Here is a 25,758-nt window from a genome sequence, read left to right as displayed (position 1 = left end):
TAAATTATACTGCAGAGTTAATTACATCTTCTGTAGGTTCTTCATTCAAAGATTGACTTACTTCTAAAGATGTATATATAGAATCTAAACTTGTAAGTAATTTATTAAGTTCATTCTTATTAAAGGAAGCTTCAAATCTTTTAGTAAAATTTGCATATTCCTCTTCAAATTGATAAATCTTATCCTTAGATTGTGTAATTCTTTCTTTAATGTGTTCAAGTTTGAGTTTTGCATCCTCTTCAATCTGTAATGCTTGCTCTTTCGCTTGTTCCACTACATTCTTAGCAGAAACTTGTGCCTCAACTAGAGCTCTTGAAATAAATTCTTCCTTATTCTTGTAAGTTGCTAATTCTTTTTCTAATAGTTGTATGTATTCTTGTACTTCTTTAGGGTCGTAACCTTTTTTTACCATATTGAATGAAGTAGACATAATAACCTCCTTAGAATTAACCTTATTTTATGTTAAAATGTTATAGTATATCATTGTTTTTATCGCACAGTTATTTTATAATAATGGTAGCATTATCTAAGGGAAAATGCAAGAAAATGTTTCAATAATTCAAGGTAGAAGAAATGTAGGTGAGGGTGTGCAAACTAATAAAGACATAGAATATATGAATGAAGCACTTGAACAAGCAAAAAAGGCATATGATATAGATGAAGTTCCTATAGGTACAGTAATAGTTAAAGATGATGAAATAATTGCAAAAGCTTTTAATAGAAGAAATACAGATAAAAATACACTAGCTCATGCAGAGATATTAGCTATAAATGAAGCTTCCAAAGTAGTGGGGGATTGGAGACTAGATGATTGTACAATGTATATCACATTGGAGCCGTGTCCTATGTGTGCTGGAGCCATAGTACAAGCTAGAATACCTAGAGTTGTAATGGCAGCTTATAACAAAAAAGCAGGATGCGCAGGATCTATAATAAACTTATTAGAAGAGGAAAGATTTAATCATCAAGTTGACATAACTAGAGAAGTACTGGAAGAGGAAAGTAGTAAATTATTAAAAGATTTTTTTAAAAAATTAAGAGAAAAGAACAAATAATTTTTTATACTAGATAAAAATCACTTAATAAATTATTAGATAAATCAGGTTAATATATGTAACTAAACCTTAAGCAGGATGCCAAGGATAGGTAATAAGCCAAACATAAGATTAAAAATTGATGAAATATATAATATTCCAGTTGACATATGGGCAAAAAACATATATACTATTCGATACAATATAAAGTATATTATTGACCTATTAGCTTATACTTATATTATAAAAGTGAATTATCATATTAGAGTCTCATATGATTTTAATATGAATAATATAAAGTTTCCGTGCAGCCGGGGAGTTAGCGGTGCCCTATACCTGCAATCCGCTATAGCAGGGGTGTTGCCAATCGGAGGCATTTATTTTGTAAGGCTGCCCTTTAAAAGTGGCGATGATGATTGGGTCTTACGCAACAGGAATCTATGAACCGTGTCAGGTCTGGAAGGAAGCAGCACTAAGTAGAACCTCCTGTGTGCCGTAAGGTTGCCTGATTTGAGCTAACTATAGAGGTAACGCTTATGAATATTTGTCGATGTGCGGTGCACGGTTTAATTATGTGAATTTATGAGGCTGACTAGTAATTATTAGTAGCCTTTTTTAAATTAGTTTTTTTAAATATAGTACAAGTAAGTCAGAAAAAGAGTTTGGAGAATCCAAAATTTGTGTATATGTTTAACAAGTATGTTTTTTGTGATATAATTTAATATAAGTGTGCAGACTAGAAAAGTTTTGATGAGAAATAATCTCTTAGATGTTTAGAAGGAAGTGTAATCATGTCATATACAGCTCTTTATAGAAAATGGCGTCCAAAAGGTTTTGAGGGCGTGATGGGACAAGAACATATAGTTAAGACATTGAGCAATCAGATAATGGCAAATAGAATAGCACATGCCTATTTATTTTGCGGTACAAGAGGTACTGGTAAGACTTCAACTGCTAAAATATTCGCAAAGGCTGTCAATTGTGAGACACCTGTAGAGGGAAGTCCTTGTAATGAATGTTCGGTTTGTAGAACCATCAATGAGAATCGTAGTATGAATATTATTGAAATAGATGCCGCTTCTAATAATGGTGTAGATAATATTAGAGAGATTAGAGAAGAAGTCAAATACACACCTACACAAGGTAAATACAAGGTATATATAATTGATGAGGTTCATATGCTTTCAACAGGAGCCTTTAATGCACTTTTAAAGACACTAGAAGAACCTCCAGAGCATGTTATATTCATACTTGCAACGACAGAACCTCACAAGATACCTGCAACAATTCTATCAAGGTGTCAAAGATATGATTTCAAAAGAATATCCATACAGACAATCTCTGATACACTTGCTTTTTATATGAATGAGGAACATATTGATATAGAAAAAAAAGCAATTAGATATATAGCAAAAGTAGCAGATGGTTCTATGCGTGATGCACTGAGTATACTAGATCAATGTATAGCTTTCTATCTGGGGCAAGAAATAACTATAGAAAAATTATTAGAAGTTCTTGGAGCAGTTGATACTAGTATTTTCATTGATATGATAGATGCAATAAACAAAAAAGATGCTAAGAAATGTATGGAATTAACAGAATCCGTAATAATGCAGGGAAGAGATATTAATCAGTTCATTATGGATTTGATAAATCACTTGAGAAATATACTAGTCCTAAAATCAGTAAAAGATGGTATGCAGATATTAGATATGTCTAAGGAGAATATTGAGGAAATTAAGGTTCAGGCAGACAGAGTTACAGAGAATGAATTAATATACTATATAAAAGTATTCTCTGAACTAGAAGCGAAGATTAAATATTCATCTAGGAAAAGAATTCTATTAGAAGTTGAACTTATGAAGTTATGTCAACCTTCTATGGATAATTCTGCAATGGGCTTATTAGAACGTATTAAGGATCTAGAAGAAAAATTGGAAAAAGGTGTCCAAATTGTACAGACACAAAGTAAAGTAAATATCAATGAGCCAGTGAAAAAAAAGGTGCATAAGATGAAACCTTTATCCAAGGCGGTTCCAGAAGATATTAAAAAAGTTATTAATAATTGGGATAAATTTGTAGAACATTTTAGTGGTATTGGAAAAGCACTAATATGCGATGCAAAGCCCATATTTATGGATGGATGTTTATATATTGTTTGTAAAGATGATGTAGGTAAGGAGTACTTATCCCAAGAGGCTATTATCAGTAAAGTTAATTGTGAGTTACAGAATATAGGTAATAAGCAATTTGATCTTAAGATTATCGACGCAGATGAATACAAGATGTTAAGTGGTGGAACTTCGACTGAAAAGACGAATAAGGTAGAAAACAATTATGGAGAAATTGTGGCAAAGGTTAATTTGGATGTTGAGATTCTATAAAAACAATAAGTAAGATGAACATAATGAAGGAATACAACCTCACGTAAGTATATTATCTATGTTGATAATGTTAATAAAAAGTACTTGTCATAAGATGTTTTTATTAGTAAAATATACATTGGGTTAGAAATTATTAACAAGAATATGAAGAAATGACGTCAAAAGATAAGTTGGATGTTAAGATTCTATAAATAAAACAAAAAATTATCAATTATTATTGAATTATTAATTTAAGGAGGATTTTTCACTATGGCAAAAAGAGGCGGCTTTGGAGGCGGAATGCCTAATAATATGAACAATTTAATGAAACAAGCACAAAAGATGCAAAAGAAAATGCAAGAAATGCAAGAAGATCTAGATAATCAGGTGTTTGAGGCTTCAGCAGGCGGTGGAGCAGTAACAGTAACAGTAACTGGTAAAAAAGAAGTTACAAAAGTAAACATAAACCCTGAAGTAGTAGATGAAGATGACGTAGAAATGTTAGAAGACCTAATTCTTGCTGCTGTTAACGAAGCTATGCGTACAGCTGATGAGAAGGTTAACCAGCAAATGTCAAAAGTTACTGGTGGATTAAACATGCCAGGATTATTCTAGAAGGATGATATAATGGACTACTTTGGAAATCAAATAGGAAAGTTAATAGAAGAACTATCAAGATTACCTGGTATTGGAAGTAAGACAGCTCAGAGATTAGCTTTTCATATAATTAATATGCCAGTAGAACAAGCAGAAAGATTATCAAGTGCAATAGTTGATGCTAAGAAACATGTTAAGTACTGTAGCAAGTGTTGTACAATTACAGATGCAGAGCTATGTCCTATTTGTAGCAGTCCAAAAAGAGATTTAGATACTATAATGGTAGTAGAAGATTCTAGGGATATGGCTGCCTATGAAAGAACAAAACAGTACAAAGGAGTATATCATATACTTCATGGAGCAATTTCACCTATGATTGGAATAGGACCATCGGACCTTAAGATAAAAGAACTGTTGACAAGACTATCATCTGATACTGTTAAAGAAGTTATACTTGCTACCAATTCAACAGTAGAAGGAGAAGCTACTGCAATGTATCTAAGTAAATTAATAAAACCCTTACAGATAAGGGTATCTAGAATTGCTAATGGTGTACCTATTGGCGGAGACTTGGAATATGTTGATGAAGTAACATTATCAAGGGCATTAGAAGGAAGAATAGAATTATAATAATATACTTATATATGAAAATCATAATTAAAAGTTGTTTTAATTATGATTTTTGTTTTTATTAAGACCAAAGTACTACTTTCTATTACGCTTAAAATCTTATATGATTAAGTTATTAGTTATTAATATAAAAATAGTGTATAATAGTAACATAACTTAGTATAGATTAAATAATAAGGGATGATAAATAATGAAAACAGACAATAGGATCTCTGACGCCGAATGGGAAGTAATGGAGGTAGTATGGGATAATAAGAAGATAAGAGCGTATGACATCATCAAAAAGTTAGAACTGAAAACTTCTTGGAGTGATAAGACAGTAAGGACTCTAATAAGAAGATTGGTGGATAAAAAAGTATTAGCCATAGAAAAGGAAAAATTCAATATGTACTATCCTCTATTATCTAAAGAGGAATGTGTCAAAGAAGTAACTAATAAATTCATTAATAAAGTATACAAAGGTTCGATAGGACTTTTGGTATCTAATTTCGTTAAGAACAATAAGCTAACACAGAAGGATATAGATGTATTAAAAGATCTACTCAATGAGGATGAAAATAAAAAATAAAACTCTATTCATGAGTTTTATTTTTGGCTCAGTAAAGGTATTCAAAGCAGAATAATATTATTAACTTATTATTGACAAGTAATTATGGAAGAAACGTATATCATTACCATTTTTCATGAATAAAAAAGAACCTAAATCAGAAGCGTATTGAATGTATATGGAATTACCATGTGCTTCTTTTGGAATCAGTTGTTTGGTAGATACTATTTTATCTAAACCTACCCATTTTTTATTATAAAACAGAATGGGGTCATTGTCGGAATTATCATCTTTATAATAATACATTTTTATAATATATTTATTATTGGAAATCCATTCGTTTGTTTTTTGTAGTTTTGATTCAAACTCTATATGTACGTTATCTTTGTTTTTTAACAATAGATGACTACTTGGAATTTTTATAGTTACATAGAAATTCTTGTAATTGGCATCAGTATACATTCCAGTAGATATGGTACGCTCAGTTATTAAAGCATTGTAAGAATTATCTACAAAGGGAGTTATATTATTAAATAGATTATTCCCCGATCTTAGGTCTAATGGATTATCATCATATTGTATGTATATATCTTCTACCACAAAAAAGTAGAATAATACAGACACATTTAAAAACAATAATATAATAAAAATCTTTTTCTTTAATCTCATCTTATTCCACCTTAATATATAGTTATACTATAAACTTTTTCATTATTCGAGTTAATGAGTATCATTACGTTACAGTCTGTGTCTTCATAGAAATATTTATGAAATGAATTGGTAAGATCCTTATTTATCAGTTCCATATTATTAACTTGGGCTATTTCAAGTGCTATGGATTCAGACATACCCTGTTTTATATCCTTATATCCAGTAGTTGTGATTTCCAGTGTTTTTCTAGATGAACCATTTCCAACAGTACCATCAAACCAAAATTGTACTTTTTCTCCAAGTACGTTATAATAAACAATATAGTAAGGAATATCATTGGTCTTCAATAAAAAAGTATGTACAGGTTGAATACCATAACTTACACAAACATTTTGTTCAGATACTTGTAAGTATGTATATAAATCTTGTTTGTGATAAGTAATTGAAGGTCTTGTGCATGTATCATCATTAAGTCCTAATAATGCGATTAATAATATTATAATTGCGGAAAAAATAATTACAGGTTTACTTTTTTTATTGAAACTATTTATCTGAAGTATTCTTGCATTAGCTTCAGAACGATCGTTTATAAGGGCCTTTGCTACAATAGTATTATTGATTTTTGTTGCAAGAGTTAGCTCCAGTATCTGTATCAGAGTAAGTCCATAAGTATGATATTCATGTTTTTTTAGATATTTTAATACGCTTTCATCACAAGCTAATTCACAATCTTTTTTGCTTCTAAAGAAAACGTACCATACTAAAGGATTAAACCAATGTAAGATACATACTAGCATACCTAGAATATTGAATAATACATCATATCTTTTTATATGAACTAGTTCGTGGAGAAATATGAATTTTAACTCAATGCAGTCTAAGCCAGTAATTATCTCTTGTGGTACAATTATTTTGGGAAATACAATCCCATAAGTCATAGGTGAAGATAAGTTAGAAGAAATATATAGCTTAGTATTTTTCTTTACATTTATTTGAGATTTACATTCGTTCATAATATTTAGTATATTTTCATTGGTACATATATTAGAATTTCTGAAAAGTATTATTATGTTCATATTGATATAAGTAAAAATTAACAAGAAAAATAGAATACCAATTATCCAAATAATTGCAAACAAATGTTTCCAGTCTAATGAAAAAGCACTATTGATAAACGAGTCTATAGGGATATTATCTCCGATAAACTTAAAACTATCATAAGAAGTACCTAGTCTGCCTAACAAAATATTACCTTTATCAAAGCTTAATCTTTTGATTATTCCTAAATTATACAGAGATAATACATTTTCAAGAGGGCTAGTAGGTATCAGTAATCGAAGTATAACCACTGACCATAGAGTATAGACCCATCTAGATGTAAAGTTTCTCTTAAATATATATTGCAGTAAAAGAATTATAATAATAAGAATAATACCTTTAATTGAGGTTATAGTACATACATTAAATAAATAATCTAGATTCAGCATATTAATCACCAATATATATTATATAAGAAATAGCTAAAGAATCAATAGATATGGAATAAATCGTTATAATAACTAGGAGCTAATGCATTATTTAATATATATAGGCAAAAACAGTATTTACATCTATAAGTATTTATGGTAATATTTATAAGTAACTAAATTTTATTAAAGACAGTGACTACATATGTAATCATTTTTAATAATAGTAAATTTTATTTTTGAATAAGAAATTTATTAATTGATATAAGGAGTGTAATCATTATAATCTCTTATTTCAAATGTTATTTATATTAAGGAGGAAATTTATGAAAAGAACTAAAAAAGTAATCAAGAAAGCAGTTTCATTAATGTTATTAACGACTATACTACTGTCTCAAAGCGTTTCAGTACATGCTGGGTTTTGGGATAAAGTAAAAGATACAGTAAAAGATACTGTAGATGATGCAAAGGATTGGACAGAAAACGCAGTAGATGATGCAAAAGATTGGACAGAAAACGCAGTAGATGATGCAAAGGATTGGACAGAAAACGCAGTAGATGATGCAAAGGATTGGACAGAAAATGCAGTAGATGATGCAACAGACTGGACAAAAAATGCAATAGAAGATGTATCTGAGTTCATGGATGACGTATTAAAAAATAATCCTGAATTAAGTGAACTTGATTTATTACCTGTACTAAATATGGATGTAGCTACAGCAACAAATGTACTCACTTCAGAAACTGGAACTTTTATATACGGTGATAATGTCAAAGAAAAAAAGTTACCATTGGAAGCAGAAAAGCATCTAAAGAAAGCTTTAAAAGATATTGGCCTTACTGAATATTGGAGTAACTTTGTAATTACAGAGGTTTCTGAAACATCAGGAAATATTAATATAGGGGAATATGTAGCTAATCTACTTCCTTATTCATTTGTTTATGGGGACAAAGTAGCAGATGCTATCAATGATGAATTAGAAGATTATACATTAGTTGATATAGATCCTTACAAAGACGGTATTGTACCAAGTGATACAGTAGATGGAATGGATTTTACATATACTATTAAAGGTGACAAAGCTAACCTACAAGGAAATTACATGTTAGTAATAACTGGACTAAAGTATGGTGTTAGAGATGATTTTACTGTTACATTAAAACTTGGAGATATAGAAATTCCTACTGAAAAAAGAGCTCTTAATAAAGAAGAGGTTGCATTTGTAGCTAGTATCAACAATGCAGATGCTAATGAACTTCAAGTGATTTATAAAAATGAATTTGAAAAACCAGCAGATATAGCTTTTGAGATTGCAGATGGAATACAAGATGGAATAAATTCATTAGTACCATTTGGAGATCCAATAAGTAATAGTTTTAGAGATAAAATAAAAGATAGCATCAACGATATTGTATTCTATATGGAAGATACAAAAAAAGATAAAAATGGTAATGCAAAAACAAATAAAGACGGTTCAGAGAAAAAAGAAGTAAGAGAAGTATCAATTAATGATGTTTTAGGTGATGGTGATGTTGGAGTAATTATCACTGATATGATTTACAAAATACCTGGACTAGGCGGGGTTCTAAAGCCTATCTTAAAATTATCAGGTGGAGATGATAAATTATCAGAAATAATAAGAGATGCTATTGGTCAAGCTGAAGTTAAATCTTTTGCTAAGTTACAAGATGGAAAAATATATATCAAATCTTTTGATACTATAGAAGCAATGCAAGCAGAGATTCAAAATAGTACTTCAAAGTCAAATGTTGATTTACAAAAGTATAAAAAAGAAGAATCTGAGAATGTTGAAGCTAATGTAGATGAAGGTATTATTGATACTTTACCTCAAGATAATGAAGCTGATAAAAATTCAGCCGAATCAGAGAAAACTGATAATGCAGATATAAAAACAGTAATGCCTACTTCTCTTGTAATCAAGCAATATGATACAGTAGGTAATATATCATTAAGATATTACGGCGATTATTCAATGAAACAAGAAATCTATAATGCTAATAAAGATTACTTCAAAAAGACGGGTAACAAACTAAATGTTGGTGATACATTAGTTCTTCCAGAACCAGCAAAATACTTGCCACCTGTTGAAGATGAAAACACAAAAGTATATGTAGTCAAAGCGGGAGATACTTTAGCTAAGATAGCTAAACAATTCTATAAAGATGCTAGTGCTTTTAATAAGATTGTTGAAGCTAACCAAGATGTAATAAAGGATGTTAATAAAATCTATGAAGGACAGGTATTAGCAATACCAGTAAAATAGATTTTCAATACATTGCCATTAAGAGACAGAGAGATCTGTCTCTTTTACTTTTTTATCGGAGATTTTGCATATGAAATAGAAATTATTTTTATCTCATTATTTGAGCATAAATGCCGATATATAAAATAACTATTGAATCAAAACGGAGTTGATTAGGTTATGAATACTATATGGGATGTAACAAGTACTACCTTCATTATTGACGATGCTCCCAAGAAAATGAACTACAATAAAGATAATGTTACAGGACTTGTGAAGAATAAAAATGAAGCAGGTACATTGATAGAGGTTATGGGTAGAAATATTATGGTACCTAATAATGTTGAAATAAAAGAAGATATAGGTGAAACATGTAGCTTTCAGATAGAAGAAGCTAAAGGAGATAAGATTAGTTTGAAATATATTTCAAAAGAAAAGGAAATAACCAAAAGAAACAATAAAATGTCATCTTTTAGAGATATATGGAACAAAAATACGCCTAAGAGCAAAGAAATGATGGATATAATCACATCTATGAAAAACAAAGATAAAAGTACCATAGATGAATACAAAGATATAATAAATAGTACTAAAAAACAACTAGAGATACTTCTATCAAAAGTTACTGATGATGATATAAAAGATATTATTAGAAAAAGCTACAATCCAGAAAAAATGACTATAGATCTATTTGAAAAAATAGTATCCAAGAATAAATTAGCAGTAAAAAAAGATGATACTAAAAAAATAAAAAAAGAAATAAATAAAGAAATTGAAAGATACACCAAAATTTTTGGAAGTAAAGAAGAAATAAAATCAATAATAAACAAACTAAAAGAAAAAAATCTTCCTGTTAATGAACACAACATAATGAAACTAAGAAGTGCACTCAATAAATATGATGCCATTAAGCAGCTAAAAGAAGAAGCCATATTAAATGTCCTTAAAAATAATATAGAAATGACAGTTGAAAAACTATATGAGGCAAAATATACTAGTGGAAAATCTAGTAGTACTAATAGTTCATACGGTAATAACTCTAATAATCAAAGTGAAAATATTACAAATGATGAGTTAAAAGAACTAGAACCACAGATAAAAAACATACTTAAGAATAATGATATTAACCCAAATGAGAAAACTATTAAGGCTGCTAAAACCTTAATTCAAAATAATATAGAAATAGATAAGACAAATATTGAAAAATATCTATACCTAAAAGATATAGAAAATAATATTAAACCTCAACAGATTATAGATAAAGCTGTTGATAATATTGTTAATAACAAGAAAATAGATGCCATTGAATTGACTAATAATATATCCCAGTATAATAAGGTTATAAATAATAAATCAAATAGATTAAAGGCTAAAAAGACCATAGACAATCTATCTAACATAAAAGATGAGCATCTTAAGAAACTTATAATCAAGGGAAAAACTATTAACCTAGACAATCTAGAAAAAGAATATGAAGATAATTCTATCAGGGGAGAAAGAGAAACTAACTTACCTGAAAATCAACAAGATAAATATATAACAGCCAAGAGACAGCTTGAAGAGATTAGATTAAAGATGACTATAGAGTCAGCCAATAGAATGATTGATAATGGAATAAAAATTGATACAGCACCATTGAACCAACTTGTCGAAGAGCTTAAAAAACTAGAAAGAGCTGATATAAAAAATGAACTGTCATCAGTAGGAGCTAAAGCAACAGATTCTAATATTGATAAGATGAACCAAATACTAGAAACAGTTGAGAAAGCAAGAAATACATCTACTAACGTATTAGGACAAGTAATGAAAAAAGAGGTAGATTTTACTCTGAAAGCTATAACTGGTAATAATAATGACATTACCAATAAGAGTAATATGCTACAGGAAATGTATGATAAACTGGGAACAAAACCAAGAGCAGATCTAGGAGATAATATTAAAAAGACTTTTAATCAGGTAGAGAGTATTCTAAAAGAGTTAAATATAGATATTAATACTGAAAATATAAGGGCTGCCAAAATTCTAGCCCACAATGAAATGGAAATCTCAGAAAGTAATATTAATAATATAAAGCTTCTGGATCAACAGGTAAATATTGTGTTGAACAGACTTCATCCTAATATAGTTGCACATATGATAAAAGATAATCTATCACCAGTAGAAATGAATATTAATGAAGTTACTAGCTACATGCATAATTTTGAGGAGCTAATTGGAGAAGATATAACAGACAAAATTGCATCGTTTATTAATGAGATGGATAAAGATAATACTCTATCTGAAAAAGAGAGAAAAAGTATGATAGGTATATATAGAATGCTTAATACCATATCCAAGTCAGAAGGAAGAGCAGTAGGGTTTCTAGTAAAAAAAGATATGAAACTATCTCTAAACAATCTTATGGAAGCAGCAAAATATTTGAGAAAAACTGGTGGAAAACGTACAGATATCAATGTGAACATAGATGACAATTTTGGTACATTAGAAAACTTAAAATATGATAGTGAATCTATTAGGAACCAGATACAAGAAGCATTTGAGAAAGCAGGTTTTGAGGTAAACAAAAATAATATAAAACTTATAGAAAGCATAGAAGAGTTCCAGTTACAGATAACCAAAGATAATATAATTGATATGCAGTATCTCGAAAATAACATTAAAGAATTAATTAGGAAATCATCTCCTAATAATCTAAAAAAAATATTAGAAGAAGATGGGATAATGGATAAACCAATTGAAGAGATATTAAATATGATAGATGAAAGTGAAATGCAAGAATTGGATACCTATAGAATAAGAGAACAGATTAACCAAGTAAAGAATACATCTTCTGAATCAATTAGATTCTTACAAAAACTACAATTACCTGTTAACCTAAAAAATCTAAACACAATAAGTAATTTATTACAGGATAATAATGAACTTAGTAATAAACTGAAGCATCTTATGGGAGAATTCAATGATACAGATATTAATAACCAGATAGATAAGACTTTTTTAGGAATACTAGATCGCCTTGCTAGTGGAGAAGAAATATCCAATATCTATAATGAAGTACAGAAAGAATTGAAAGAGATTAAAGGAAAGTCATTTGAACTTAATCCAAATAAGAGACCTAATATAACTAACGACCTCACACAGATAGATAGAATATTAGATATGAACAAAGAGATGGAAGACAAAGAAGATTATGTTCAGATACCTATCTTATTAAATGGTGAGATGACTCAACTTAATATGTATTACATAGACAAAGATAAAGCAATTGACGAAAATTCAATAAAAGTATTATTATCTCTTAAAACCAAAAATCTAGGAACAGTCAATTCATTAGTAAAGATGGATGATAAAGATATTGAAATCAATATATCGGCTACTAAGGTTAATGAGACAAAGTATTTGATGGAATATAGTAAAGAACTAAAGATGATGATAGAAGATATGGGTTATAATGTATCTGCAATAAAATATGATAACCCACAGATTGAAACGCCTCTAGAAGTTAAACAACAGGTGAATAATAGTACATCTGATAATAAAATGGGTAATTTTGAAATCCGTATATAATAGTATGATAAGAGATTATTAGGTAGTTAATGTACAAAAAGGGGTGGTTATTATAGAGAATACAGGAGTTAATGAAAATAATAAGAAGCAGGCTAAAGCTGATATTTATTTATTGGCTAAGAAGCTAGCAGAATTTATAGGTGATTTAGATAAAAAAAAGAATCTAAATGATGAATAATGACTAAGGGTTTTATTAGGACCTATGGCTAAATATATTTTAAAAAAAGTCGATAAATTATATGTAGTCAAAAAGATATGATAAAAACTTTGGAAAATTGGAAAGTAGAACTTTCTTATATAATAAAAAAGGGGTGTCAGAATGAGAATTAATCACAATATACCAGCACTTAGAGCTTTACATCAATTAACAATGAACAATTCTAAATTAGATAAAACATTAGAGAGGTTATCATCAGGGCTTAGAATTAACCATTCTTCAGATGATGCAGCTGGACTTGCTATTACTCAAAAAATGGATACACAAGTAAGAGGATTAGACCAGGCAAAAAGAAATACGATGGATGGTATATCTCTTATACAAACTGCTGAGGGTGCACTAAATGAAGTGCATTCCATGCTCCAAAGAATAAGGGAATTATCAGTACAAGCTTCTAATGGTACATATGATGACAAAGATAGAAAAGCTATTCAAGAAGAAGTACGACAGTTACAAAAGGAGATTCAGAGAATATCTGATAATATTGAGTTTAATGAGAGAAAATTGTTAAATGGAGAGATTGATAGAAGAGCATTTCCAAACTTTGATAATATCGCTAAAATAGTATCTTTATCAGATACTGTTAAGCCAGGAAATTATAAGATAAATATTGTATCTGATGCAACAAAAGCTAAGATAACATCTACAAAAGAATGTAAAACAATTCAAGAAAATGGAGTAGTTAGTCTAAATGGGGAAGAAGTTAAGATAAATAAGACTGATACACCTGAGATGATATTTGCTAAGTTAAGAGGATTAGCTGAAAAAGTAGGGGTTAATTTAAAAGCAGTAGATAATGCTGGTAATTCAGTTGGATTTGCACTGAATGCTGGCGTAAAATTACAATTTGAATCAAAGCATTATGGTTCAGATTATAAATTAGACTTAAAGGGTTCTAATGAAGTGTTGGATAACCTTGGCTTATCTTCACAGACAGTAAAAGGAAAAGATGTTGAAGCGAGTATTGATAGTAAGAATAGTGATTTTTCACCTACAGCAACAGTATCAACTAAAGGGAATATTATAACTGTAACTGATACTAATGGATTCGAGATAAAATTTGAAGCGGTTGAAGGTATAGCAGGAAACAATGAAGTTTACAAAGAGGGTATTACAAAAGCTTCTGCAGGTACAGGTGGAATGGGACTTACTAATGAAAAAGCAGAGATCTTTGTTAAGGCATTCATGAATGCCTTAGGAAAGGGCAAAAATGTTGATGAGGCAAAAAACGCTGCATGTGATGCGATTAGCGTAGGTAGTAATGCTCCAGGTGTAGCAAACACTGTTGATGCAATTTTAAATAAGGCAGGCGATGCAGCAGATGCCATAAAAGGTGGAGTAGGTACAATTATTAAAGCAGGTTTAACTAATGGAGATACAGAAGAGGATATTATAGCAGAAATTATGAAAAAACCCGCAACAAGAGGAGAAGCAATTAGTGCTTTAGCGGCTTACAAAGCGGCTGTCTCTAATCAAACTAACGTAAGCGTACTCGACGCCGGTCCATTAGACCTCCAAATAGGTGCTAATGAAGGACAATTTATGGAAATTAGGATACCTAACTTATCACCAAAAGCATTAGGAATACATACACTTAATCTCTCAACTACTAATGATGCACAGCTTGCGATTAATACTGTAGATAAAGCAATTAGCCAAGTATCAGGTATTAGAGCAAAACTTGGAGCTTACCAAAATAGATTAGAACATACAGTTAATAATATAGGCGTAGCTTCAGAAAGCATGACAGAGGCTATGTCACGTATTCAAGATGCGGATATGGCATTTGAGATGGCTCAATATACTCAGAAAAATGTTATAGCTCAAGCTGGAACTTCTATGTTAGCACAAGCTAACCAAAGACCACAATCTATTCTGCAATTATTGCAAGGATAAGATAGAATAAATACCTATATTCTGCAAAGCCTTTTAATTAGCTTACCTACATAGAATAATGAAGTAGGAAAGTTGAGTTAATATTATATATCCCGAAAGGAATGTTATAATGGTAGAAGATACAGTAAAAATATATCAAAATAAAATAATTAGTGCGGGTAGAGAACAACTGTTAATAATTACCTATGAATTATTTATAAGTGAGATTGATAAATCTATTGAGGCTATTAACAATGAGGATGAAGATACATTTAACCACTGTATGACGAAAGTCCACAAATCACATAGAGAATTAACGGATACACTAGATATGTCTTATGAGATATCAAGGTATTTATTATCACTATATATCTATATGAATAAAAAGCTAATAGAATCTTCAATCCAATTTAATATAGAACCTTTGATAGAAGTTAAGAAACTGGCTGATATTCTATTAGAAGGTTTCAAAGAAGCTGCAAAAGGACAAAATAGCCAATCACTTATCAAAAATTCACAGAAATTATATGCTGGTCTTACATATGGAAAAGGTACACTTAATGAAACAATAATAAACAAAGTTGAATCTAGAGGTTTTAAAGCATAGAAGTAAATAATAAAAAACGAAAAGATGCTGATGTAATAATTAAGCGTCTTTTTTTAACCTATTAATATTATTTTCTTAAAATACCTAAAAGACTTGAACTATTGTAAATATATGGTATAATAGTAATCAAATGGAAATAATTTATAGGTAGGAGGGGGAACATGGCGGAAGTACGTTATATTATATCGGATGCATCAAAACAATTAGATGTAGAACCCCATGTACTTAGATATTGGGAAGAAGAATTAGAACTTAATATCCCTAGAAATGAACTTGGACATAGATACTTTCGAGCTGAGGACTTAAATATATTAAAGAGCATAAAGAAATTAAAAGAAGAAGGATTACAATTAAAAGCTATAAAAATGATGTTGCCAGGGATTCTAGAGGAGGACAAGTTGCGTGAGGAGGAAGATACCCCAAAACAGGAGATGCAAGAAGTATCTAAAGTAGTTCCTATGGAAGTATCAGAATCGGGAAGCAGTAAGGTACAGCAATTCCAACAGTTCATCCAATGTGTTCTTGAAGATACATTAAAAGAAAATAACCAGATATTAAAAGAACAATTAACAAAAGAAGTATCAAGCCAAGTTAGATTCTTATTGGAAGAACGTGAAGAAAAAGAAGAAAAAAGATATAAAAAGCTAGATGAAACTATAAGAGAAATGCAAAAAATGAGACAAGAAACAGCAACTACATCGAATAGAAGATTTTTCAGATCTAAGAAATCAAAGAAATAGGGTATTATTTTATATAAAAAAGGAGCAAACAATTAAATTTGCTCCTTTTTTTATATAAGTAACTATTATTATTCTGGTTGTGGAGCATCTACTGGACAGACACCTGCGCAAGCGCCACACTCGATACAAGTATCAGCATCGATAACATATTTTGAATCGCCTTCTGAAATAGCGTCTACTGGACATTCTGATTCACAAGCCCCACATGAAATACATTCATCATTAATTACGTATGACATATTAAAGCACCTCCTAATTTTATTTATAAAACTTATAGCTACATTTTAATATATTAATAGCTATAATACAAGCATTAAATTAAAAAATAAAAATAATTTAATTTAATGCTTATTTACTTAATTTAATTATCAAAAAGTTATTAATTAGCTAGTTACAACATTAAGATTATGTTCTTTTATAATACCTATTGCTTTAATAACTTCTTCCTTGGTAGGTTCTTTGGTGTCTCCAAGTTCATAAGTATATCCTAATTCTTCCCATTTGAATTCACCCATTTTATGAAAAGGTAGAAGTTCAATTCTATCAATATTATTGAAATTATTCAAAAATATTGATAGATTTTTGATATGTTCTTCATTATCACTTAATCCTGGAACCAATACATATCTTATCCAAACAGGTTTATTAAGTTCGCCTAGATAATTCATAAAGGATATAGTAGGGTCAAGGGACACACCTGTAATATATTTATATCTATTATTATCATAACACTTAATATCCAGAAGTACTAGATCTGTATAATCCAGTACTTCCTTTGTTGTGTCATTAAAGATATAACCCGAGGTATCAATAGCAGTGTGAATACCTTCTTCTTTACATCTTCTGAATAGTTCTTTAACGAATTTTCCTTGAAGAAGTGGTTCACCACCTGTAACAGTGACTCCACCACCTGAAAATTTCATGTATGACTTATATTTCTTGATTTCTTGAATTAATTCTTCTACAGTCTTCTCTTCGCCATCACCTAGTTTCCAAGTGTCTGGATTATGGCAGTATTTACATCTCAAAGGGCAGCCTTGCATAAAGATTACGAATCTTATACCAGGTCCATCTACAGTACCACAAGTCTCAATAGAATGAATTTTTCCTAGTACACTCATTGTAATAACCTCCTTAGGTATGGCTTAACACATTGTTTTACGCTCTTTCGTGGAATGTTCTATGAATAACATCTAACTGTTGTTCTCTTGTTAATTTGATGAAGTTAACAGCATAACCAGAAACCCTTATTGTTAATTGTGGGTATTTTTCTGGATGATCCATAGCATCTATTAATGTTTCTCTATCAAATACGTTTACATTGATATGATGACCTTTATCATGGAAATAACCATCTAATAGACCTACTAAGTTACTTACTCTAGTTGTCTCATTCTTACCAAGTGCTTTTGGTACGATTGAGAAAGTATATGAGATACCATCTTCTGAATGCTCATATGGTAGTTTGGCTACTGATGACATTGAAGCGATTGCTCCATTTTTGTCACGTCCATGCATTGGGTTAGCACCTGGAGCAAATGGATCTCCACCTTTTCTGCCATCTGGAGTACTACCAGTTTTCTTACCATAAACAACATTGGAAGTAATAGTAAGGATTGACATAGTAGGAACTGAATCTCTATAAGTCTTATGTTTTCTTAGTTTGTTCATAAAGTTTTCAACTATTTCACTTGCAATATTGTCAACACGGTCATCGTTGTTACCGAATGCAGGATAGCTATCAGCTTCTACTTCGTAATCTACAGCTAGACCTTCCTCATTTCTGATAACTTTGACTTTTGAGTGTTTTATAGCTGATAATGAGTCAGCTACAACTGATAATCCAGCTATACCACAAGCAGAAGTTCTTAGTACATCTTTATCATGAAGTGCCATTTGTAATTTTTCGTAGCAGTATTTATCATGCATATAATGAATGATATTTAATGTATTAATATATAATTGAGCTAACCAATCAAGAATAGCATCAAATTTTCTTGTAACTTCATCATAATCAAGATATTCAGAAGTCACAGGAGCAAATTCTGGTCCTATTTGGTCTCCAGATTTTTCATCTCTACCACCATTGATTGCATATAGTAATGCTTTTGCAAGGTTTGCTCTGGCACCAAAGAACTGCATTTGTTTACCGATTTTCATAGCAGATACACAACAAGCAATACCGTAATCATCACCATACCAAGCTTTCATCAGATCATCATTCTCATATTGAATGGAACTTGTATTGATAGAAACTTTTGCACAGAATTTCTTGAAGTTTTCAGGTAATCTTTCGGACCATAAAACTGTTAAGTTAGGTTCTGGTGCTGGTCCTAGATTGTTCAATGTATGAAGAATTCTAAAGCTATTTTTAGTTACTAGAGTTCTACCGTCAATTCCCATTCCACCAATAACTTCTGTAACCCATGTTGGATCTCCTGAGAACAATTCATTGTATGAAGGAGTACGTAGAAATCTTACCATTCTAAGCTTCATTACAAACTGATCCATTAATTCTTGAGCTTCTTTTTCAGTTAGAACGCCTGAATTTAGGTCTCTCTCAATATATATGTCTAAGAAAGTAGAAACCCTACCTAATGACATTGCGGCTCCATCTTGTTCTTTAATAGCTCCAAGATATCCGTAATAAGTCCATTGAATAGCTTCTGCTGCATTAGTAGCAGGTTTGCTTATATCATGTCCATAAGTAGCAGCCATCTCTTTTAATTGTTTTAATGCATCGATTTGTTCTGAGATTTCTTCTCTAAGAACAATTACATTTGGTTCCATGAAATCCATTTCTAATTGCTTTTTCTCTTCTTGCTTACCAGAGATTAGAAAATCAGTACCATATAGAGCCACACGTCTATAATCACCAATTATTCTACCTCTTCCATAAGCATCTGGCAACCCTGTAATAATACCTGAATGTCTTGCTTGACGCATGTTATCGGTATAAGCATCAAAAACACCATCGTTATGAGTCTTTCTATACTTTGTGAAAATTTTATCAGTCTCTTTGTCAAGTTCATAGCCATAAGCATTTAAAGCGTTTCTTACAACTCTGATACCACCATTAGGCATTATACCTCTTTTCAAAGGTCTATCAGTTTGGAATCCAACAATCTTTTCTAAATCCTTGTTAACATAACCAGGACCATGAGATATAACAGATGAAGGAACTTTTGTTTCTGCATCTAAGATTCCTTTTTTATTTTCTTCTTTTGTTAGTTCACATACTTCTTCCCAGAGTTTTTTTGTGTTTGTTGTAGGTCCCTCTAAGAAAGAATCGTCACCATCAAATGGTTTATAGTTTGTTTGGATAAAATCTCTTACATCAATATTTTTTTTCCAATTTCCAGGTGTAAAATTTTCCCAATAATCTTTCATGGTCAATGACCTCCTTCTAGATTTATATTAAATACAGTTACCAAAGTTATTAATTGCTATAGTTATTATTAGCTATATATATTGAACTTAAACATCTATAAAACTATTTCAATAAGTTCAATATTCTTTTATAAGTTGAATAGCAAGATATAATTAGTAAATAAATTTAAGCGATTTTATAACTCAGTAGTAAATAAATTATAATATGTAAAAACATCATGTATAATTTATAGTTATATTATATATGGATACTGTATACACGTCAAGAGATTTTTACAAAATAATCATTCTCGTTTAGTAAAAGATATTGATAAAAGATATTGAACTTAAAAAAATAGAATGATAAAATGTATTATATAGTTTAAACATGAGAAGTAGATGGAGTGAAATTAATGGAGAAAATAGAAACTAAGTATCAAAAAATCAAAAAAGATATAGAAGAAAAAATTAATACTGGAGAATTCAAATCCGGGGAAAAAATACCATCTGAACGAAAACTATGTGATTTGTATAATATAAGCAGGATGACAGCAAGGCAAGCTGTCAATGAACTTATGAAAGAGGGTATTGTCTATCGAGAAAAGGGTAGAGGTACTTTTGTTTCATCACCTAATTTTCTCCAAAGAAATGTTAAAAGTTTTACTGATACATTAAGAGAAAGAGGATTTAATCCTAGCACTAATATTATTGAATTTTCAACGGTTTATAATCTTAGAGAGATTAGTAATATAATGAAAGTACCCTATGAAACAAAATTTTACAAACTAAAGAGATTGAGATTAGGCAATGAACTTCCTATGGCGTTAGAAACTGTATATATTCAAAAAGATAAATGTCTGGGACTTCACAAATATGATATAAGTCAATCCTTATATAAAGTATTTGAAGAGCATTATGGCTATAAAGTTGAGAATATATCCTGTGATATTGATGCTTGTATTGCTAATAATATAATGATGAAAGTATTCAATATGAAAAAAGCTAGAGCATTATTAAAAATAACAGGTATAAGCTATACAAGTAATGGGGAAAAATTATTCTATGAAGAATCATATTATAGACCAGACTTATATAAATATAGAGTTGACATTTTCAGAAGAACATAACTAATCTACACAAAAAGTTCATGTAATAAGATAGTAATAGTTGCGTATAGAAAAAAATTTAAATACTTTAATTTTATTGTAAATAATTAGTATTTATATTATAATTAATTAAAATTTGATGTTGGTACTTCAAATTTTAGTAACAAAATACTTCAGATTAGACGTTTATAACGACTAATACTACTATTTAAAAGGAGGTAAATGCTATGGCAAAAGTAACTAAAGATATGATAATCGCTGATATTATTGCAGTAGATCAAAATATTATTCCTATTTTAATGGAAGCAGGTATGCATTGTATTGGCTGCCCATCTGCTCAAGGAGAAACATTGGAAGAAGCAGCTTTTGTACACGGAATGGATATAGATGAATTAATTAACAAAATCAACACTTTTTTAGAATCTAAAGAGTAAATAAAGATTGATTTAAATTTAGGTACCCTTATCCATATAAGTAGGGTACCTTATTTTTATTTATAAATTAGATAATATTTGAATTGCATTATTTTTTATGATAATTTCATGATGTTCTTCATAAAATATCTCCATTATATTGGTAGATGGTACCTTATTTCCGTATTCGGACAAAAAGCCATTAAGACCTATAAATGCATGATTCTCATTATCTGATTTGTGGATAACAAGATAATACTCATTAATAGTTTCGTCTTTATATAATGAATTAAGACCATCATAAAGTGGACTAATAATCTGGGCTACTTTAATCACTTCGTCAAGAGATTTAAAGGAATAAATAATCTGTTTTGTATTTTGATTGATTTCTTTGTTAACTGTCTGGTCGTTATTATCTGCAACTTCTTTTTTCTTAAAATTACGTATGTTATGTTGAGGAATAGAAGCCAATTTATCATCTAATTCTTCAGGATTATCAACTTTAGTAATTATTAACATTATGCTTTCTTTTGAAAGGGGTATTGCCTCAATCATTAAAGGTACATTATCTGCTTCAAAACCAAATTCAACGGATGCTTGTGTCATCATATCTTTAAATAATTCTTGTGTCTTTTCGGTTCCATATGCAAGTTCGCTGATCTTTATTTGTCTTTTTGTCAAATCTGTTTTATTTAAAGTACATCTAATTTGAGCATTACTTATCTTTTCAATTTTCATATTATCACTTCCTTAATACTTGACCTATATATGCTTAAGTTTTAACCTAGCATATATCATTTAATCATTTATATATTGAATTTCATAAAACCGATAGTTATAAAACCCGATATATATTAATTGCCTGCCTACATATTAAAAAAGAAAGTTACAATTTGAGATTTCTTATGCAAATCACATATTATCTCTTATGTATAGTATAATAGAAAGTAGGGTAAAATGTAAAGAGGATATTGCTGTCATTTAATAAACGAATGTTTTTTTAAAAAAATAAATAAATGTTCGAAAAACTATTGATTTTATTCTCTTTTTCTGTTAAAATTTTAAAGGATTATGTTTATTTATTTCTATATGTTACTAAAGAAAATTCCTTCTATATAAATATATGAGATATAACTTTGTGTGATGAAAATATTTTATAGAAAGTGATAGTATGGGTAATAATAGATATAATGTAATTGAATTATAAGATGCCGTATCAGGTATTTTTAATCTGGTACTTCCATATAGATTTTTATTATACGGGATGGAATTAAAAGCTGTCACGTATTATGTATATAGTTAACTAATAATTTAGAATCTGGTATCAATAATTTTTTGTAGCTGGTGACAGTGCAGAAGTAACAAGAAGTTTCTGCATTAAGCATCATAACTGCAAGAACAATTCTCTCTAGAAAGGGGAAATAAATATGTCAGCAAAAGTAATTATAGGAGCCCAATGGGGCGATGAAGGAAAGGCTAAAATCATTGATATTCTATCAGAACAATCAGATGTAGTAGTACGTTCTCAAGGTGGAAACAATGCAGGTCATACAGTTACAGTTAATGGAGAAGTTTATAAATTTCATTTAGTGCCATCAGGTATTCTATATCCAGGAACTACATGTGTTGTTGGTAATGGTGTTGTTATTGACCCAAAAGGAATTCTAGAAGAAATAGCACTATTACATAATAAAGGTATTTCTACTGAGAACTTAAGAATAAGCCTTAGAGCTCATATAGTAATGCCTTATCATAAAACTCTTGATGGTATCAAAGAAGAATATAGAGGTAAAAGTGATATTGGAACTACCAAAAAAGGTATTGGACCATGTTATATGGATAAAGCAGAACGTTCAGGTATTAGAATGTGCGATTACCTTAATCCAGAAGTATTTGAAGCCAAAGTTAGAGAAAATGTAGAATTAAAGAATTCTATTATCAAAAATGTATATAACGGTAACGTTCAATTTGATGCAGATGAAGTTTTAGAAGAATACAGAGGTTATTTAAAACAACTTGAACCATATTTTGCAGATACTACAGTTATCGTATATGATGCAATAAAAGAAGGTAAGAAAGTATTATTTGAAGGTGCTCAAGGTACATTGCTAGACATAGATCTTGGAACATATCCATATGTTACTTCATCACACCCAGTTACTGGTGGTGTTTGTGTAGGAGCAGGAGTTGGACCTACTTTGATTGATGATTGTATTGGAGTTATGAAAGGTTATGTTACAAGAGTGGGAAAAGGACCTTTCCCAACAGAGTTATTTGACGAGATGGGAGAGCAGATTAGGAAGATTGGACATGAATTTGGTACAACTACTGGAAGACCTAGAAGAACTGGATGGTTCGATGCAGTAATTGGTAAATTTGCAGTTAGAACAAGTGGGCTTACAGCTATTGCACTTAATAAAATTGATGTATTAGCTAACATTGATAAAGTTAAGATCTGTGTTGCTTATAAAAAAGATGGTGAATTAGTAAAAGAATTCCCAGCAAGTCTTGAAGATTTAGCTAAATGTGAACCAGTATATGAAGAAATGGACGGTTGGGGAGATATCACTAACATTCGTTCATATAATGAGTTACCAGAAACTGCGAAAGCTTATGTTAAGAGAGTAGAAGAGTTATGTGGTGCTAAGATAACTATGGTTGGAGTAGGGCCTAACAGAGATCAAAATATTTATGTAGATTAATTGAGGTTATAACAATTTCATTATTTGGGCATGAGATACTTGAATTGTAAGTATTTCCTGCCTAGATTTATTTTGCGATAATATTAATATAATAGGTATGAAAATGTAAACTACCTATTACCATTTTCTATGATATCTAAAATATGGATCTATATTGTCAATTTTAACTTTTACATCATCTGTCTTGACAGTACCATTGCTATAGTTAACTGTAAATCTGAAAGTGATGTAGATAGCTGTATCATTTCCCCATTTGTTAATCATTGAATTATCCCATAGTTCGCCATGCCAATTGGTTTTATTGGTTGATACTAGATTAGCATCATAAGATGTATCTAAGATTTCAGTTTTCACATGATTTGCAACAACATTACTGTCTGGATTAATTTTTGTTGTATCAGCACTTATAATAAAACGTTCTCCTGACCAATATGTGTTACTGTCTCTAGGATTATCATCAGTTTTTGATATTGTTCTATTATATTTGATTCTATTCTCATCCCATTTAGGGGTATGATTAACATAGCCATCAATATCTAACTCATACACTTTAAATAACTTAGTAGCATTTGCCACACCCCCATTACCATCATCTACATGTATTTTTATCTCATAATCACCAGATGTTATATTGTTCGTTAGATTCTGTTTGATTAAATCATAGGTCATACCTTTTGGATTAGCTATAATCCTGTTACTACTAAGTTTGTTGTTATCTTTGTATAAATCAATATCAAGTGTTAAGGTATCCAAATCAATATCCTTGACAATAATATTAGCTAAGACATTATCTCCTTCATATATATAGCTTGGTTCAGTAGATTGAATACTTACCGTTGGTGGTGTATTATGAGTGAATTCATAATTATTATCTTGAATTTCCTGATTATTGTTTGGCGTTCTAGCTGTAAATCTAGCAGTATAAAAATCATCCTTTATATAATTTCTTTCTTCTTTATAAGTTAGAGACCAAAATTTCTTATCATCTTCAGTTTTGATGCAGGATAAATTCCTTGTACGTTCATATCTTGTATCTTTATATAGTGTGATAGTGACAGTATTCACGTATTTTGATGTACTAGCTTCAATTAAAGTTTCTCTGTCATAGGTTATTTTATCTTTTTGTATTGTTCCCTTTAGATCAACAGGAGTCTTAACTCTTACAGAGAAATCCTTATTCCTTTTATTATTACTATTATTATTATCAACTGCAAAAAGCTTAAATAGATAATACCCGTCTGGTAATGTCGAAGGAATTTTATAAATTACATCTTTCCAATTATAATCTTGACCATTTTTAATTGAGTATGATGTAATAATTTTGTTTGGTGTTTTGATTGTGTTTTGATTGTACATAGCCATTTCTATGTGATGACTATATGGAAATCTAGTTTTTATATCATATGCTAAGAGATTTTCGGATGCGGGTATACTGTTTAGATTAAATTTATTTAATTGAGTTTTCAATTTTGTATCTAATATCTGTGGTGGTGGTACTGTTGGTAAAGTGAACTCTTTTATACATGGTAAACTCCATGTGTTTTCTAAGTCTTTTACAATGTATTCAACAGTATATGTTGCCCCTGGCTTAAGGTTATCAGGAATTTTAT

Annotated in this window: 22 protein-coding genes and 1 other RNA gene; 15 read left to right on the top strand and 8 right to left on the bottom strand. The window is 30.0% G+C overall.

Annotation, left to right across the window (positions count from 1 at the left end; all coding sequences use genetic code 11):
- Positions 1-4: 4 nt before the first annotated feature.
- Positions 5-430, bottom strand: a complete 426-nt coding sequence (locus N4A55_RS10050; protein ID WP_293755739.1) for a DivIVA domain-containing protein — start codon at positions 428-430, stop codon at positions 5-7.
- Positions 431-536: 106 nt separating this feature from the next.
- Between N4A55_RS10050 and tadA the strand changes: the two genes are divergently transcribed.
- The 6 genes from tadA to N4A55_RS10020 all read left to right on the top strand — a co-directional run bounded on the left by tadA (position 537) and on the right by N4A55_RS10020 (position 5,192).
- Positions 537-1,055, top strand: a complete 519-nt coding sequence (gene tadA, locus N4A55_RS10045; protein ID WP_293755738.1) for a tRNA adenosine(34) deaminase TadA — start codon at positions 537-539, stop codon at positions 1,053-1,055.
- Between the two features lie 282 nt (positions 1,056-1,337).
- Positions 1,338-1,599, top strand: an RNA gene (ffs, locus tag N4A55_RS10040) — signal recognition particle sRNA large type.
- Positions 1,600-1,825: 226 nt separating this feature from the next.
- Positions 1,826-3,418, top strand: a complete 1,593-nt coding sequence (gene dnaX, locus N4A55_RS10035; RefSeq protein WP_293755736.1) for a DNA polymerase III subunit gamma/tau — start codon at positions 1,826-1,828, stop codon at positions 3,416-3,418.
- A 249-nt stretch (positions 3,419-3,667) separates the two neighbouring features.
- Entirely contained in the window at positions 3,668-4,012 is a 345-nt protein-coding gene (locus N4A55_RS10030; RefSeq protein WP_293755734.1) for a YbaB/EbfC family nucleoid-associated protein, read from the top strand.
- Positions 4,013-4,024: 12 nt separating this feature from the next.
- A complete protein-coding gene (recR, locus tag N4A55_RS10025) occupies positions 4,025-4,624 on the top strand; it encodes a recombination mediator RecR (RefSeq protein ID WP_293755732.1) in 600 nt (199 codons plus the stop codon).
- A gap of 190 nt (positions 4,625-4,814) precedes the next feature.
- Positions 4,815-5,192 carry a BlaI/MecI/CopY family transcriptional regulator gene (locus N4A55_RS10020; RefSeq protein WP_293755731.1) on the top strand — a complete coding sequence of 126 codons (378 nt, stop codon included), beginning with the start codon at positions 4,815-4,817 and terminating at the stop codon, positions 5,190-5,192.
- Between the two features lie 60 nt (positions 5,193-5,252).
- Here the strand turns inward: N4A55_RS10020 and N4A55_RS10015 are convergent, their stop codons facing one another.
- Positions 5,253-5,840, bottom strand: coding sequence for a hypothetical protein (locus N4A55_RS10015; RefSeq protein ID WP_293755729.1), 588 nt, complete (start codon positions 5,838-5,840; stop codon positions 5,253-5,255).
- An 11-nt stretch (positions 5,841-5,851) separates the two neighbouring features.
- A complete protein-coding gene (locus N4A55_RS10010) occupies positions 5,852-7,309 on the bottom strand; it encodes a M56 family metallopeptidase (protein ID WP_293755727.1) in 1,458 nt (485 codons plus the stop codon).
- 305 nt (positions 7,310-7,614) lie between these two features.
- On the opposite strand from N4A55_RS10010, the gene N4A55_RS10005 reads away from it, so the two are divergent.
- From N4A55_RS10005 to N4A55_RS09980, 6 genes are all read left to right on the top strand, one after another.
- Positions 7,615-9,573: a LysM peptidoglycan-binding domain-containing protein gene (locus N4A55_RS10005; protein WP_293755726.1), complete on the top strand. Its 1,959-nt coding sequence runs from the start codon at positions 7,615-7,617 to the stop codon at positions 9,571-9,573.
- A 159-nt stretch (positions 9,574-9,732) separates the two neighbouring features.
- Positions 9,733-13,119 carry a DUF6240 domain-containing protein gene (locus tag N4A55_RS10000; protein ID WP_293755724.1) on the top strand — a complete coding sequence of 1,129 codons (3,387 nt, stop codon included), beginning with the start codon at positions 9,733-9,735 and terminating at the stop codon, positions 13,117-13,119.
- Positions 13,120-13,162: 43 nt separating this feature from the next.
- Positions 13,163-13,297: a hypothetical protein gene (locus tag N4A55_RS09995; RefSeq protein WP_293755722.1), complete on the top strand. Its 135-nt coding sequence runs from the start codon at positions 13,163-13,165 to the stop codon at positions 13,295-13,297.
- Between the two features lie 141 nt (positions 13,298-13,438).
- Positions 13,439-15,232, top strand: a complete 1,794-nt coding sequence (locus tag N4A55_RS09990; RefSeq protein ID WP_293755720.1) for a flagellin N-terminal helical domain-containing protein — start codon at positions 13,439-13,441, stop codon at positions 15,230-15,232.
- A gap of 109 nt (positions 15,233-15,341) precedes the next feature.
- Positions 15,342-15,818: a flagellar export chaperone FliS gene (locus tag N4A55_RS09985; RefSeq protein WP_293755718.1), complete on the top strand. Its 477-nt coding sequence runs from the start codon at positions 15,342-15,344 to the stop codon at positions 15,816-15,818.
- Between the two features lie 161 nt (positions 15,819-15,979).
- Positions 15,980-16,558 (top strand): MerR family transcriptional regulator, encoded by a 579-nt coding sequence (locus tag N4A55_RS09980; RefSeq protein WP_293755717.1) that lies wholly within the window; start codon positions 15,980-15,982, stop codon positions 16,556-16,558.
- Between the two features lie 68 nt (positions 16,559-16,626).
- Here the strand turns inward: N4A55_RS09980 and N4A55_RS09975 are convergent, their stop codons facing one another.
- From N4A55_RS09975 to pflB, 3 genes are all read right to left on the bottom strand, one after another.
- Entirely contained in the window at positions 16,627-16,797 is a 171-nt protein-coding gene (locus tag N4A55_RS09975) for a DUF362 domain-containing protein (protein WP_293755715.1), read from the bottom strand.
- Positions 16,798-16,941: 144 nt separating this feature from the next.
- Positions 16,942-17,679 carry a pyruvate formate-lyase-activating protein gene (gene pflA, locus N4A55_RS09970; protein WP_293755714.1) on the bottom strand — a complete coding sequence of 246 codons (738 nt, stop codon included), beginning with the start codon at positions 17,677-17,679 and terminating at the stop codon, positions 16,942-16,944.
- Between the two features lie 37 nt (positions 17,680-17,716).
- Positions 17,717-19,948, bottom strand: coding sequence for a formate C-acetyltransferase (gene pflB, locus N4A55_RS09965; protein ID WP_293755713.1), 2,232 nt, complete (start codon positions 19,946-19,948; stop codon positions 17,717-17,719).
- A gap of 392 nt (positions 19,949-20,340) precedes the next feature.
- Between pflB and N4A55_RS09960 the strand changes: the two genes are divergently transcribed.
- Positions 20,341-21,054: a GntR family transcriptional regulator gene (locus N4A55_RS09960; protein WP_293755711.1), complete on the top strand. Its 714-nt coding sequence runs from the start codon at positions 20,341-20,343 to the stop codon at positions 21,052-21,054.
- Positions 21,055-21,260: 206 nt separating this feature from the next.
- Positions 21,261-21,467 (top strand): DUF1858 domain-containing protein, encoded by a 207-nt coding sequence (locus N4A55_RS09955; RefSeq protein WP_293755709.1) that lies wholly within the window; start codon positions 21,261-21,263, stop codon positions 21,465-21,467.
- A gap of 60 nt (positions 21,468-21,527) precedes the next feature.
- Here N4A55_RS09955 and N4A55_RS09950 read toward each other — a convergent pair whose 3' ends face one another.
- The gene (locus N4A55_RS09950; RefSeq protein WP_293755707.1) at positions 21,528-22,184 is read right to left on the bottom strand and encodes an adaptor protein MecA; all 657 of its coding nucleotides are present in this window, start codon (positions 22,182-22,184) and stop codon (positions 21,528-21,530) included.
- 689 nt (positions 22,185-22,873) lie between these two features.
- Between N4A55_RS09950 and N4A55_RS09945 the strand changes: the two genes are divergently transcribed.
- Positions 22,874-24,148 carry an adenylosuccinate synthase gene (locus N4A55_RS09945; RefSeq protein ID WP_293755706.1) on the top strand — a complete coding sequence of 425 codons (1,275 nt, stop codon included), beginning with the start codon at positions 22,874-22,876 and terminating at the stop codon, positions 24,146-24,148.
- Between the two features lie 117 nt (positions 24,149-24,265).
- Here the strand turns inward: N4A55_RS09945 and N4A55_RS09940 are convergent.
- Positions 24,266-25,758, bottom strand: a 1,493-nt coding sequence (locus N4A55_RS09940) for a hypothetical protein (protein ID WP_330666372.1), incomplete at its 5' end; no start/stop codon positions are given.

This window comes from Vallitalea sp. (assembly GCF_025211055.1).
Taxonomy (GTDB): Bacteria; Bacillota; Clostridia; order Lachnospirales; family Vallitaleaceae; genus Vallitalea.
Note: the sequence above shows the minus strand (reverse complement) of the source record. Positions and strands in the feature narration are given on the sequence as shown.